The sequence below is a fragment of the Ammonicoccus luteus genome (assembly GCF_050880385.1).
Lineage (GTDB): Bacteria > Actinomycetota > Actinomycetes > Propionibacteriales > Propionibacteriaceae > Enemella.
This window is the reverse complement of record NZ_JBNZCI010000009.1, coordinates 1-14,109: the sequence shown is the minus strand read 5'-3', so window position 1 is coordinate 14,109 and position 14,109 is coordinate 1. Positions and strand designations below refer to the sequence as shown.

Genomic DNA, 14,109 nt, shown 5'->3' with positions numbered 1-14,109 from the left:
AGGAAGCGGTCTTTCATGAAAGCCCCTTTGTCCTGGCTCCGTGAGTACGCAGACATCCCCGCCGACACCTCCATCGCCACCCTCACCGATGCCTTCATCCGGGCGGGCGTCGAGGTCGACGGCGTGCAGGCAGGCACGGATGTGACCGGCCCGGTCGTGGTTGGTCGCGTGCTCGCGGTCCAGCCCGAGAAGCAGAAGAACGGCAAGACCATCAACTGGTGTCAGGTCGACGTAGGCCCGGAGCACAATGTCGACGGCGATGGCGTTGACGGCGGTCCTGGCCGCGGCATCGTCTGCGGTGCGCACAACTTCGCCGCGGGCGATCACGTGGTGGTCGCGCTTCCCGGCTCGGTGCTGGCCGGTGGGTTCGCGATCTCGTCGCGAAAGACCTATGGCCACGTCTCCGACGGCATGATCTGCTCGTCAACCGAGCTCGGCCTGCCCGACGATGGCACCGACGGCATCATCGTGCTCGGGAACGCGGCGGAGATCGGGGCAGAAGCCATGCCGCTCCTGGGTGCCGACGACGTGATCTTCGAGCTCGAAGTGACCCCCGACATGCCCCACTGCCTCTCGATCCGCGGGTTGGCTCGCGAGGTCGCGCAGGCGCTCGATGTGCCGTTCACCGATCCGGTTTCCGAGCATCATGAGCCTGTCGACGGCACCGTGCCCGTGCGGCTCGACGACCCGCGCGGAACCCGCTTCGTCGCGGCTCGGGTGACCGGTTTCGATCCGAGCCGGCCGAGCCCGGACTGGCTGAAGCGTCGGGTGGTCGCCTCCGGAGTCCGCTCGATCTCGCTCGCGGTGGACATCACCAACTTCGTGATGATGGAACTCGGACAACCACTCCACGGCTACGACGGCGCGACCCTGCAGGGCGCAATCGTGGTCCGCGCAGCGAAGCCCGGGGAGAAGCTGACGACGCTGGATGATCAGGTCCGCACGCTCAGCCCCGACGATCTCGTGATCGCCGACGACTCGGGCGCCATCGGCCTCGCCGGCGTGATGGGTGGGGCGAAGACCGAGCTGTCCGACACGACCACCGAGGTCGTCATCGAGGCGGCGGCGTTCGAATCCGCGTCGATCTCCCGCACGTCGCGCGGCCAGAAACTTCCGTCGGAGGCGTCGCGTCGCTTCGAGCGGGGCGTCGACCCGGGGGCGTCCTATGCCGCCGCGCTGAGGGCGGCGCGTCTCCTTGCCGAACTGGGCGGAGGTGCGCTGGACCCTGCGGTCACGGTGGTCGGTGAGGTCCCGACCCCACCGAGCACAACAATCGATGCCGGCCTGTCCGAGGCCATTCTCGGCATGCCCGTCGACACGGAGACCGTGATCCGGAGCCTGACCGGGGCCGGGATCGAAGTCACACAGGACGGTGACCGGCTGACGGTGACGCCGCCGACGTGGCGACCGGATCTCCGTGACCCCTATGACTATGTCGAGGAGGTTGGCCAGAAGGTCGGCCTCGACAAGATCGTCGGCATCATCCCCCCGGCTCCCGGAGGGCGTGGTCTGACCCGCGCGCAGCGAGGCCGGCGCGCGGTCGTGACTGCTCTCGCGACGACCGGACTGGTCGAGTTGTTGACGTTCCCGTTCGCCGCAGAGGCGGATCTGGACAAGCTCGCGGTGCCAGCCGATGACCCCCGGCGCCGGTTCGTGCGACTCGCCAATCCGCTCGCGGAGACCGCGCCCTGTCTCCGGACGACGATGCTGCCGGGTCTGCTGGCTGCCGCGGGCCGGAACTTCAGCCGCGGCCTGGACGATCTCGCCCTGTTCGAGATCGGTTCGGTCTATCGCGCCAAGCCCGGTGCACCGGCTGCACCGATGCCGCCCGTTGACCGGCGACCGACCGACGAGGAGTGGGGCCAGTTCGCAGCCGCGCTGCCGGACCAGCCGCGGCATATCGGGGTGCTCCTCAGCGGCAACTGGGTCCCGCAGAACTGGAACACGCCCGCCGAACCCGTCACGTGGCGGCACGCGATGGGAGTGGTCGACACGCTCGCCGAGGCGTTGGGCGTGACGCTGGAGCGTCGCCGTGGAGCCCAGGTGCCGTGGCATCCGGGGCGGTGTGCGGAGGTTGTGCTCAATGGCGAGGTTGTCGGCCATGCGGGTGAGTTGCATCCCAACGTCATCGCCGAGTTCGCGCTCAGCCAAGGTGCCGCCGCCGTCGAACTCGACCTCGACGCGATCCTCGCCGGCGTGCCCGGGCCGGGAACCATCGCGCCTTTGTCGGCATTCCCGGTGGCCAAGGAGGATGTTGCGCTCGTGGTCGATGCCGACGTGCCCTCGGCTGCGGTCGAGGCTGCCCTCCGCTCAGGGGCCGGGGAGTTGCTCGAGTCGATCCATCTGTTCGACATCTATGTCGGTGAGCAGATCCCGGCGGGCAAGAAGTCGTTGGCGTACGCGTTGCGGTTCCGCGCGATCGGTCGCACCCTGAAGGATGCCGAGGCGATCGCGGCCCGAGACGCCGCGGTGGCGGCTGCGGGCGCGGCGTGCGGAGCGGTTCTCCGCTCGTGATGCGCAAGAATTGACCACTCGATTCGCCCGACACGGCGTGTCGCGCCGATTTCTTGGAACGAGTGGTCAATTCCTGCGGTATTCGTCACGCAAGCAACGGTGCGAGCGTCTCCCCGAGGAGGGCGACACGGCCCTCGATGTGACCGTTCGCGGGCAAGTTGACGGTGAATCCGTCCACCCCGTGCTCGATCGCCTTGGCCGCGGCCTCGGCAACCTCGTCGGGGCCGCCGAGGACGACGCTCGGTCGGCGTGCCTCCAGCTGGGGGATATGAGTGATCGCGTCGGCGTATTCCCGCTCGGCCTGCTCCTTCGTCGGTGCAATGCAGGCGCTGATCTGATAGCTCACCGAGATCTCGGCACGAACCCTGCCGAGCCGGGCACAGTGCTCATCCAGTGCCGCGAGCTTGCGCGGGATGTCGTCGATGCCGCACAGGAGGTTGGACTCGTCGGCATATTGCGCCACCATCCGCAGTGTCTTCTTTTCCCCAGCGCCGCCGATCATGATCGGGATCTGGCCGACCGGGGCGGGAGAGTTGACGGCGTCGTTGACCTGATACCACTTCCCGGCCAACGTCGGGCGCTCACCGCGCAGCATGCCGATGATGATCTGGAGCGCCTCCTCCAAACGCTCGAACCGGTCGGTGAAGGTGCCGAACTCGAAGCCGAGGGAGTCGTGTTCCAGTTCATACCAACCCGCACCGATGCCGAGTTGCGCACGGCCTTGGGACACCACGTCGAGGGCCGTGACCGTTTTCGCGAGCAGCGTCGGGTTGCGATAGGTGTTGCCGGTGACCAAGGCCCCGAGACGCACCCGCTCGGTGTGCTGGGCCAATGCGGCGAGAACGGTGTAGCACTCCAACATCGCGTTCTCCGGCGCACCCAGCATCGGCAGTTGATAGAAGTGGTCCATCACCAGGACCGTGTCGAAGCCGGCGGCGTCGGCCTCGATCGCCTGCCGGCTGATCGCCTTGAACAGCCCGCTGCTGTTGGTGTCGGGATAGGTGAAGTTCGGGATCTGATAACCCAGGCGCGTCATGGTGCCGAGCTTATGACGTCGTTGCCTCGTCCTCCACGGGCTCGCGCACGGCGAGGATGAACCGCTCCAGGCTCGCGACCACGAGGAAGACCATCACCGTCAGCGTGCAGGTGGCGATCGTGACACCCAGCCCGTCCCGGTTGGGGTCGAGGAAGCTGTACGGCACCGGCACCCCGAACCCCAGATGCGTGAACAGCACCAACAATCCATACGCCACCGGGAACGCCAGGACCCACGCGACCTGCCGCCAGGACAGTGGGGTGAGGGGACTTCGGCGATACCAGACCGCCAGCAGGACGACGACCGGCAGCACCAAGTGCATGCTGATGTTGGCCCACACCATCGCCTCGGGTGAGCGGAATCGGTCCTCGGGAAAGATCATCAGCCAGAACCCGATGGTAGACACGACGATGCCCGCGATGCCGGCGCGGGCGATGACGTCGCGCCACGGCCAGCGCCACGGCCGCAGGATGGCGGCGAGGGTGAGCAGGGCAGCGCTGTGGAGGCTGAAATACATGTACGGCTCGGTCTGCAGCGTCGGAAAGTTCGCCTGCAGCCAGATGCCGGCGAGTCCTGCGATCGGTACCCAGATGTTGATCTTGTAGCGCGGCGTGAAATAGCTCATCGCGGAATCCAGGAACACCGACCACAGCAGCAGGTTCAGCAACAGCGGGACGATGACCGCCCAGAAGCGCGTCGGATAGTCCGGGTTCAGTCGGGCGGCCTCGGAGCACAGGAACCACGTATAGGCGATCCCGATCGCATACAACCCGACCGCCGGCAGCACCGCCGCGACATAGCGGGACATCCACCGGTCGCCCTTCTCGGCGGCGATCGCATAGGGATTGATGATCGGGTTGCGAGCGGGCGTCCCGAGCCAGCCGCGGGAGTACGCGGCCTCCAGTCCCGCAGTCTTGATCAGTTCGTGTTCGACGAGTCCCGCCGAGCGGGTACGCCGCGCCATCGCGGCGATCTGCACCATGTGGAAGAACATGAGGAGGACGACGGGCAACGGGAGGTACGCAAGGATCTCGTTGCCATAGCCCTGATAGACGGCGAACAGCGACACCGGAAGGTAGGCGGCGATGATGCCGATGAGCGCCATCGAGATCTGGCCGGTGTTCTGGATGCCGGTATCCTCGGCCGACAGCAGAGCAGCGAGCGCCTCGGTGCGCTCTTGGTCCGGATCGAGATCGCGGGCGTCGAGCGGCCGTCCGGTGGGGTCCTCCTCCATGGCCGTGAGTTTAGGGTGCGAGGTGCCGCAGGGGACCTGAACGACTAGTTATTCGATCTATGGCATAGTTATGCGCATGTCTTTCAAGGTTGCCGTGGCCGGTTGCACGGGGTACGCCGGGGGCGAGGCGCTCCGACTGCTCCTGGAGCATCCTGCCGTCGAGATCGGAGCACTCACCGCCGGGTCGAGCGCGGGCTCGCGCCTGGGTGAGCATCAGCCGCACCTGACTCCGCTCGCGGGCCGCGAGGTGCTGCCGACGACGCGGGAGAACCTGCTCGGCCACGACGTGGTCCTCCTGGCACTTCCGCACGGCACGTCCGGCCCGATCGCGGCCGAGCTCGGCGATGACGTGCTCGTGCTCGACTGCGGCGCCGACTTCCGCTTGGAGTCCGCGGAGGAATGGGAGGAGTTCTACGGCACGGCCCACGCAGGCACGTGGCCCTACGGGCTCCCGGAGCTTCCCGGCCAGCGCGACAAGCTGGCCCGCGCGACCCGCATCGCAGTGCCCGGCTGCTATCCCACGTCGGTCACGATGGCGCTCATGCCCGCGGTCACGGCCGAACTGATCGATTGCACCGACGTGGTGGTCGTCGCCGCGTCCGGGCCGTCCGGCGCGGGGCGCGCGCTCAAGCCGCACCTTCTCGGCTCGGAGCTCATGGGCTCGGCGTCCGCATACGGTGTCGGCGGCGTCCACCGCCACACGCCGGAGATCCGGCAGAATCTGACGCGGCTGGGCGCGGTGCATCCGGCCGTGTCGTTCACGCCGGTCCTCGTGCCCATGGCGCGCGGGATCCTCGCCACCTGCACGGCGCCGCTGGTCGATCCGGAGACGACGATCGAGCAGGTTCGGACGGCCTACGCAGCGGCGTACGACCACGAACCCTTCATCCATCTCCTCCCCGAGGGGCAGTGGCCGCAGACTCAGAACGTCGTCGGCTCCAACGCCATCCACTTCCAGGTCGCCGTCGACCGCGCAGCCCAGCGGCTCGTCGCGATCGCCGCGATCGACAACCTGACCAAGGGCACCGCCGGTGGTGCCGTGCAGTGCATGAACCTTGCGCTCGGTCTCGACGAGACCACCGGGCTGCCCAAGATCGGTGTGGCGCCATGACCGCGGAACAGGTCAGCACGGGGGTCACCGCGCCGCAGGGCTTCGCGGCCGCGGGCATCCGGGCCGGCATCAAGGCCAACGGCAACCCGGACCTGGCGCTGGTCCACAACCTCGGTCCCGCGTACGCATCGGCGGCCGTCTTCACCTCCAACCGCATCCAGGCCGCGCCCGTTCAGTGGTCGCGGACCGTCGACGTGGGCGCTTTCCGGGCTGTCGTGCTCAACTCGGGGGGCGCGAACGCGTGCACGGGGACCGAAGGGTACGCGGACGCGCGGCGGATGGCGATGCTGACGGCGGAGGCGCTCCACTGCGACCCGACCGACGTGGCGGTGTGCTCGACCGGTCTGATCGGCGTACGCCTGCCCATGGCGGCCCTCGAGTCCGGGATCCCCGCCGCCGCGGCGGCGCTCGGCGAAACCGGCGGCGCCGAGGCCGCCACCGCGATCATGACCACGGACACGGTGTCCAAACAGAGCGTCGCCCGCCACGCCGACGGCTGGACGATCGGGGGCATGGCCAAGGGCGCGGGCATGCTCGCCCCTGGCCTTGCGACGATGCTCGTCGTGCTGACCACCGATGCCGCCGTCGACTCCGCGACCCTCGACGCGGCACTGCGCGACGCGACTCGCGTCACATTCGACCGGGTCGACTCAGACGGGTGCATGTCGACGAATGACACCGTGCTGCTGCTGGCCAATGGCGCCTCCGGCGTCACCCCGGACACCACGGCCTTCACCGAGGCGCTGACCACGGTGTGCCACGACCTCGCCCAGCAACTGCTGACGGACGCCGAGGGCGCCAGTCACGACATCACCGTCGAGGTCGTCCACGCCGCGACGGAGGAGGATGCGGTGACGGTCGGCCGGTCGATCACCGCGAGCAACCTGTTCAAGTGCGCGATCTTCGGCCAGGACCCCAACTGGGGCCGGGTCCTTTCCGCACTCGGGACGACGGCTGCGGCGTACGATCCCGACGAGGTCGACGTCAGCTTCAACGGCGTCATGGTCTGCCGGGGCGGCGCGATCGGGGAGGACCGTGCGCTGGTCGACCTCGGCCCGCGGGAGGTGACGGTCCTCGTCGATCTGCATGCCGGGGACCACACGGCCACGGTGTGGACCAACGATCTGACCTATGACTACGTCAAGGAGAACGCGGAGTACTCGTCATGACCGACATCCTCGCCGACCTCACGCCCGACACGAAGGCCCGTGTCCTCATCGAGGCGCTGCCGTGGCTGCAGCAGTACAGCGACAAGATCCTGCTGATCAAGTACGGCGGCAACGCGATGGTCGACGACGAGCTCAAGAAGGCCTTCGCGGAGGACATCGCGTTCCTGCGCCGCTGCGGCGTGCGCCCCGTCGTCGTGCACGGCGGCGGGCCCCAGATCTCGGCGATGCTCAAGAAGCTGGATATCGCCTCGGAGTTCCGCGGTGGCCTGCGGGTCACCACCCCGGAGGCGATGGACGTGGTCCGGATGGTGCTCATGGGGCAGGTGAACCGCGAGCTCGTCGGGCTGATCAACAGCCACGGCCCGCTCGCCGTCGGCCTGTCCGGTGAGGACGCCGGCCTCTTCACGGCATCCCGCAAGGGCTTGGTCCTGAACGGCGAGGACGTGGATCTCGGCCTAGTCGGTGAGGTGTCCCACGTCCGACCGGACGCCGTCGTGGACCTCATCGACGCCGGCCGGATCCCGGTCGTCGCGTCGATCGCCCCCGACGACCTCGGTGTGGTGCACAACGTGAACGCCGACACCGGTGCCGCGGCGCTCGCCGTGGCGCTCGGCGCCGAGAAGCTCGTGATGCTGACCGATGTGCCGGGGCTCTATCGGAACTGGCCCGACAACCCCGAGCTGGTCGAGGCGATCTCGGCGGCCGAGCTGCGCGAGATGCTGCCGACCCTGGAGTCCGGGATGGTGCCCAAGATGGAGGCCGCGCTAGCCGCCGTCGAGGGCGGTGTCCACCGGGCGACGGTGATCGACGGCCGGGTCCCGCACGTGCTGCTGCTGGACATCTTCACCGACTCCGGCATGGGCAGCGAGGTCACCCTCAGCGGTCGGTTCACCACCATCGACCTGGCCAAGGAGGCGAACGCATGAGCGACCTGATCCTGCCCGGCGGCTCCGGGGCGGAGCTCACCGAGCGCTATCAGCATGCGGTGATGAACACTTTCGGCCCGCCGAAGCGCGTGTTCACCCGCGGGGAGGGCTGCTATGTGTGGGACGTCGAGGGCAAGCGCTATCTCGATCTCCTCGCCGGCATCGCCGTCAACGCCCTCGGCCACGCGCACCCGCAGATCCTCGGCGCGATCACCGCGCAGCTCTCGACCCTGGGGCACGTGTCGAACTTCTTCGCCACCCCGGCCCAGATCGCCCTGGCCGAGCAGTTGACCACGCTGGTGACGGGGGACTCGGGCACGGAGGCCAAGGTCTTCTTCGCCAACTCCGGCACCGAGGCCAACGAGGCCGCGTTCAAGCTGACCCGACGCACCGGCCGCACCCGAATCGTCGCCATGGAGGGCTGCTTCCACGGCCGCTCGATGGGGGCGCTGGCGCTGACCCACACGGCGAAATACCGGGAGCCGTTCGAGCCGCTGCCGGGCCACGTCACCTGGGTCCCCTTCGGTGACGCCGCCGCGCTCGAGGCGGCCGTCGACGACACGGTCGCCGCGGTCCTGATCGAACCGATCCAGGGCGAGTCCGGCGTCGTAGTGCCGCCCGAGGGCTTCCTGGTCGACGCCCAGCGGATCGCCCACGACCACGGCGCCCTGCTGTGGCTGGACGAGGTGCAGACCGGCATGGGCCGCACGGGCCAGTGGCTCGCGGCGCAGCACGACGGTGTGGTCCCGGACGTCGTGACCCTGGCCAAGGGGCTGGGCAACGGCTTCCCGATCGGGGCCTGCGTCGCGACCGGGCAGGCAGCGGATCTGCTCCAGCCGGGTTCGCACGGCTCGACCTTCGGCGGCAACCCCGTGGCGTCGGTCGCTGCGCTCGCGGTCATCCAGATCATCAAGCGCGACGGGCTGCTCGACCATGTGACCGCGATGGGGGAACACCTGGCCGCGAGCGTGGCGGCGTTGGGGCACCCGAGGATCAAGGAGGTACGCGGACGCGGTCTGCTGCGCGCGATCGTGCTCACCGACGAGATCGCGCCCCGGGCCTATGACCGGGCGATGGACCTCGGGTTCGTCATCAACGCACCGCGCCCGGACGTGCTCCGCATCGCGCCGCCGTTGGTGGTCACCGCCGAACAACTCGACACGTTCGTCGCGGCACTGCCCGACATCCTCGACGGGAGCACCCCATGACCCTGCGCCACTTCCTGGCCGACGACGACCTCACGTCCGCCGAACAGGCGGAGGTCCTCGCGCTCGGGGCCGAGATGAAGGCCGAGCCGTTCAAGCACCGACCGTTCGAGGGCCCGCGCTCTGTTGCGATCCTCAGCGACAAGCCGACGCTGCGCACCCAACTCTCCTTCCACGCCGGTGTCGCCGAGATGGGGGGCAACCCGATGCTGGTGGACGGTCGTCTTGCCGGCATCGGGGTCCGTGAGTCGATCGCCGATTCGGCAAAGGTGCTCAGCGGCCATGCGGCGGCGATCGTGTGGCGCACCGGAGCCCACGAACGCATCGAGAAGATGGCCGAGCACGCCACCGTGCCGGTCGTGAACGCGCTGACCGACAGCTTCCACCCCTGCCAGCTGCTGGCCGACCTGCTGACGATCACCGAACGCAAGGATCGCCTGGCCGGCATCCGCTTCGGCTATGTCGGTGACGGCGCCAACAACGTGGCCAACTCCTATCTCCTCGGCGGGGCGCTCGCGGGCATGCATCTGCGCATCGGGGCGCCCGAGGGCTATCAGCCAGATCCGGCGATCGTTGCCCGGGCGACGGAGATCGCCGCGACGACGGGCGGATCGGTGCTGGTGACGGACTCGCCGACCGAGTGCGTCGACGGTGCGGACGTCGTCGCGACGGACACGTGGGTGAGCATGGGACTGGAGGCCGAGAACGAAGCCCGAGTGGCGGCCTTCTCCGCGTACCAGGTCAACGCCGCACTCGTCGCCAAGGCCGACCGGGACGCGATCGTGGTGCACTGCCTGCCCGCCTATCGCGGCAAGGAGATCACCACCGACGTCATCGAGGGACCGCAGGCGGTCGTCTGGGACGAGGCGGAGAACCGCCGCCACGCCCAGAAGGCGATCCTCACCTTCCTTGATCGGGCGGCGCGGGGGTCATGACCATGTCTGACGAGGTCGCCTCGACCCGCGCCGTCGGCGCGGTGACCAAGACGGCACGTCAGGCGACGATCACCGAGCTCATCATCGCCGGTCACATCCGCTCCCAGACCGAGCTCGCGGACCTGCTCGCCGAGCGGGGGATCCGCGTGTCCCAGGGCACGGTCTCCAAGGATCTGCTCGAGTTGGGCGCGACGCGGATCCGGGTGGCGGATGGCTCGCTGGTGTACGCCGTCCCCGGCGAGGGCGGCGACCGGTCGGCCCAGGCCGGGGTGTCCCAGGCCGCCGAACACCGCCTCACCCGCCTGTGCGGGGAGTTGCTGATCTCCGCCGAGTCGTCCGCCAACCTCGCCGTGCTGCGAACGCCGCCGGGAGCGGCGCAGTACTTCGCCTCGGCGATCGACCGGGCGGCATGGCCGAGCATCCTCGGTACGATCGCCGGCGACGACACCGTCCTCATCATCAGCCGCGATCCCCAGGGCGGGGACGACGTGGCCACCAGACTGCTCGACCTGTCCGAACCCCGGCCCTGACCGAATGGAACCCATGCAGAACCACGAAGACCAGATCCCTGCCGACTCGAATGCGGGGGAGGGGCGGCTCTGGGGCGGCCGGTTCGCCGGCGGCCCGACCGAGGCGATGTTCGCGCTGAGCCAGTCGACGCAGTTCGACTGGCGACTGGCCGAGTTCGATCTGCGCGGCTCGCTTGCGCATGCGAAGGCGTTGCGGTCGGCGGGATTGTTGACCGAGGAGGAGTACGCGGGGCTCGCCGCGGGGCTGGGTGAGATGCTCGCCGACGTTCTCGAGCCGGGCCGCGAGGGAGCACAGCCGATCGGGCCCGCGCCCACCGACGAGGACGTGCACGGGGCCCTGGAACGGATCCTCATCGAGCGCGTCGGGCCCGAGCTCGGCGGGCGCCTGCGGGCCGGGCGGTCGCGCAACGACCAGATTGCGACCCTCGTGCGCATGTATCTGCGGCGCGAGCTCCGGACGCTGGCCGACGAGCTCGCCGAGGTCGTCGCCGCCCTGGTCGAGCAGGCGACCCGGCACTTGGAACGCCCGACGATCATGCCCGGGCGCACACACCTTCAGTCGGCACAGCCGGTGCTGCTGAGCCATCACCTGCTGGCCCACGCCTGGCCGATGCTGCGTGACATCGAGCGGATGCAGGATCTCGACAAGCGCCTTGCGGTGAGCCCCTACGGGTCGGCTGCACTGGCCGGCACGTCCCTCGGTCTCGACCCGGCGCTGGTGGCCGCCGAGCTGGGCTTCGATTCCTCGACCGAGAACTCGATCGACGGCACGGCTGCGCGTGACTTGGTGGCGGAGGCGGCGTACGTGCTCGCCCAAGTCGGCGTCGATCTCTCTCGGATCTCCGAAGAGGTCATTTTGTGGTCGACCGTCGAGTTCGGCTTCGCGACACTGTCGGATGCCTGGTCCACGGGATCGAGCATCATGCCGCAGAAGAAGAACCCCGACGTGGCCGAACTGGCCCGCGGGAAGTCGGGCCGGTTCATCGGCAACCTGACGGGGTTGCTGACGACCCTGAAGGGCCTGCCGCTGGCCTACAACCGGGATCTCCAGGAGGACAAGGAGCCGGTGTTCGACACGATCGACCAGTTGCACGTCCTGCTCCCAGCGATGGCCGGGATGCTGGGGACGCTGACGTTCCATCCGGAGCGCATGGCGGAGTTGGCACCGCGTGGGTTCTCCCTCGCGACCGATGTGGCCGACTGGCTGGTGCGTGAGCGGGTCCCGTTCGCGCACGCGCACGAGATCGCCGGCGCCACCGTCCGCTATTGCGAAGAACGGGGGATCGAGCTCGGCGACCTCACCGCCGACGACCTGTCACGGATCGCGCCCGAGCTGACTCCCGGAGTGCTCGAGGTGCTCACGGTGGAGGGTTCGGTCAACAGCCGAGTCGGGCGCGGGGGAACGGCGACTGTTCGCGTGGCCGAGCAACTCGACGAAGTCGGCCGCAGGCTGCAGCAAGGACAGGCATGGGCAGGCAGCTGGGGCGTACCCGGTCGCGGATAAGGTGTGCGCCGTGAATGCGTTGTTGGACGAACTGATCTGGCGGGGCCTGGTGGCCGACTCGACGAACACCGAGGCGCTGTCGGCGCATCTGGATGCGGGGCCAATCACGTCCTATGTGGGCTTCGACCCGACGGCGCCGAGTCTGCACATCGGACACCTGGTCCAGTTGATCGTCGTCCGCCACCTCCAGGCACACGGCCACCACCCGATCCTGCTCGTCGGCGGGTCGACCGGCCTCATCGGCGATCCGAAGCAGACCGGCGAGCGCGTGATGAACAGCACTGAGGTCGTCGCGGGCTGGGTCGACAGGCTCGGCGAGCAGGTGAGCCGTTACGTCGATTTCGACGGGCCCAACCCGGCCCGGCTGGTCAACAACTATGACTGGACCTCGGAGATCTCGACGCTCGAGTTCCTTCGGGACATCGGCAAGCACTTCAGCGTCAACCGGATGCTCGACCGTGACGTGGTGGCGCGGCGTTTGGAGACGGGCATCTCGTACACCGAGTTCAGCTATGTGCTGTTGCAGTCGCTGGACTACCGCGAGCTGTTCCGCCGCTATGGCTGCACCCTGCAGACCGGCGCCCAGGACCAGTGGGGCAACATCACTGCAGGGATCGACTTCACGCGGCGGACCGAGGCAGCCACCGTGCACGGCCTGGTCACACCGCTGCTCACCAAGGCCGACGGCACCAAGTTCGGCAAGACCGAGAGCGGAACGGTGTGGATCGATCCGGAGCTCACGAGCCCGTACGCCTTCCACCAGTTCTTCCTGAACGCCGAGGACTCCAAGGTGGTCGACTATCTCAAGGTCTTCTCGCCCCGCAGTCGTGACGAGATCGACGACCTCGCGCGACAGCTGGCGCAGGAGCCCCACAAGCGGGCCGCCCAGCGGGCATTGGCCGATGACATCACCGACCTGGTGCACGGCGTCGCTGAGCGGGAGTCTGCGGCGGCGGCAGCCGGGGCGCTGTTCGGCCGAGGTGAGCTGAGTTCGTTGAACGAGTCGACGTTGTCGGGGGTACGCCAAGAGGTTGGCGGCGGTGTCCTCGAGTCGGGTGCGGACCTGCCGCTCGTCGTCGATGCGCTGGTCGCGGCCGGCGTGGTGCCGAGCAAGGGCGCTGCTCGGCGTGCGATCACGGAGGGTGGGGCGTATCTCAACAACGTCAAGGTCACGGATGACCAGGCGCGGCTCACCGGCGACGACCTGTTGCACGGCCGTTTCGCCGTGCTCCGACGGGGGAAGAAGACCGTCGGACTCGTAGAGCTGGCGCGCTGAGGACGCCCTCAGTTCACTGTGACGCACCCCACATGCGCCCGAGTTGACACGCGTTCGGGCAATCCGTAATGTTCACCAAGGCCTGAACGGGGCACGACGAAAGTCGGACAGCACCTCCGGGCCAACCTCCAACCACAACGATCGTGTCGGACGAGTGTGTCTTCCAATTGAAGCCGCTCAGTCGGGCTCGAATGTCGTGCGCGGTGCTGGGATTGCCTACACAATCCTGGCAACCGATCGGCTGGCAAATAGCCAGAAAATCGGTCTTTGCCGACCCATTAATGGATTGGCAAAATGCTTGGTAATGCCGAGTTTGACTCCGGCGAAACCGGCGGATAATGTAGGAATTCCTGTCCGGGGGAAACCTCGAATAGGTCAGCGGAAAGAGCAAAGTCAGGATTTGAATCCGGCGAGTCTCTCCGCTAAAGTAAGGCAAGTCGCCTCGGCGCTGGTAATCCAGCAATGAGAAGACTTCCGGAGAGTCAACAACTCCGGGCCGGGCTAGCGAGCGGGATTTGACTCCAGCGAAGCGGCAAGGTAAAGTTGATCTGGTTGCCCCAAGCGGGGTCATCGCACTGAGTGTGGTGGGTTTGCGCGGTGTGTGTACGGTTTTTGAGAACTCAACAGCGTGTTTTTACGTCATATGCACTTTTTTGGGACCTTTTCTGC

11 protein-coding genes are annotated in these 14,109 nt (G+C 68.0%); 9 read left to right on the top strand and 2 right to left on the bottom strand.

The genetic code is table 11. The features are described from left to right. Window positions 1–15 precede the first annotated feature (15 nt). Complete coding sequence (pheT, locus tag ACQ260_RS15890) at window positions 16–2,514, top strand: phenylalanine--tRNA ligase subunit beta (protein WP_432560447.1); 2,499 nt, start codon at window positions 16–18, stop codon at window positions 2,512–2,514. A gap of 85 nt (window positions 2,515–2,599) precedes the next feature. Here pheT and ACQ260_RS15885 read toward each other — a convergent pair whose 3' ends face one another. Both ACQ260_RS15885 and ACQ260_RS15880 read right to left on the bottom strand, forming a co-directional pair. Further along, entirely contained in the window at window positions 2,600–3,550 is a 951-nt protein-coding gene (locus tag ACQ260_RS15885) for an LLM class F420-dependent oxidoreductase (RefSeq protein ID WP_432560446.1), read from the bottom strand. Between the two features lie 10 nt (window positions 3,551–3,560). Then, on the bottom strand, window positions 3,561–4,784 hold the full coding sequence (locus ACQ260_RS15880) for a Pr6Pr family membrane protein (RefSeq protein WP_432560445.1): 1,224 nt from the start codon (window positions 4,782–4,784) through the stop codon (window positions 3,561–3,563). A 76-nt stretch (window positions 4,785–4,860) separates the two neighbouring features. Here ACQ260_RS15880 and argC point away from each other — a divergent pair, with 76 nt between their 5' ends. From argC to tyrS, 8 genes are read left to right on the top strand one after another with little or no spacing between them, the layout of a single operon-like run. After that, window positions 4,861–5,895, top strand: coding sequence for an N-acetyl-gamma-glutamyl-phosphate reductase (gene argC, locus ACQ260_RS15875; RefSeq protein ID WP_432560444.1), 1,035 nt, complete (start codon window positions 4,861–4,863; stop codon window positions 5,893–5,895). Further along, window positions 5,892–7,064: a bifunctional glutamate N-acetyltransferase/amino-acid acetyltransferase ArgJ gene (argJ, locus tag ACQ260_RS15870; protein WP_432560443.1), complete on the top strand. Its 1,173-nt coding sequence runs from the start codon at window positions 5,892–5,894 to the stop codon at window positions 7,062–7,064. The genes argC and argJ overlap by 4 nt, the downstream gene beginning before the upstream one ends. Beyond that, window positions 7,061–7,990 (top strand): acetylglutamate kinase, encoded by a 930-nt coding sequence (gene argB, locus ACQ260_RS15865; protein ID WP_432560442.1) that lies wholly within the window; start codon window positions 7,061–7,063, stop codon window positions 7,988–7,990. The genes argJ and argB overlap by 4 nt, the downstream gene beginning before the upstream one ends. Beyond that, window positions 7,987–9,198, top strand: a complete 1,212-nt coding sequence (locus tag ACQ260_RS15860) for an acetylornithine transaminase (RefSeq protein ID WP_432560441.1) — start codon at window positions 7,987–7,989, stop codon at window positions 9,196–9,198. Before argB ends, ACQ260_RS15860 begins: the two co-directional genes overlap by 4 nt. Then, window positions 9,195–10,130: an ornithine carbamoyltransferase gene (gene argF, locus ACQ260_RS15855; RefSeq protein ID WP_432560440.1), complete on the top strand. Its 936-nt coding sequence runs from the start codon at window positions 9,195–9,197 to the stop codon at window positions 10,128–10,130. The genes ACQ260_RS15860 and argF overlap by 4 nt, the downstream gene beginning before the upstream one ends. Window positions 10,131–10,132: 2 nt before the next feature. Further along, the gene (locus ACQ260_RS15850; RefSeq protein ID WP_432560439.1) at window positions 10,133–10,660 is read left to right on the top strand and encodes an arginine repressor; all 528 of its coding nucleotides are present in this window, start codon (window positions 10,133–10,135) and stop codon (window positions 10,658–10,660) included. A 13-nt stretch (window positions 10,661–10,673) separates the two neighbouring features. Continuing rightward, on the top strand, window positions 10,674–12,164 hold the full coding sequence (gene argH / locus ACQ260_RS15845; RefSeq protein ID WP_432560438.1) for an argininosuccinate lyase: 1,491 nt from the start codon (window positions 10,674–10,676) through the stop codon (window positions 12,162–12,164). Window positions 12,165–12,174: 10 nt separating this feature from the next. Then, window positions 12,175–13,440, top strand: coding sequence for a tyrosine--tRNA ligase (gene tyrS, locus ACQ260_RS15840; protein ID WP_432560437.1), 1,266 nt, complete (start codon window positions 12,175–12,177; stop codon window positions 13,438–13,440). The last annotated feature ends 669 nt before the right edge of the window (window positions 13,441–14,109 follow it).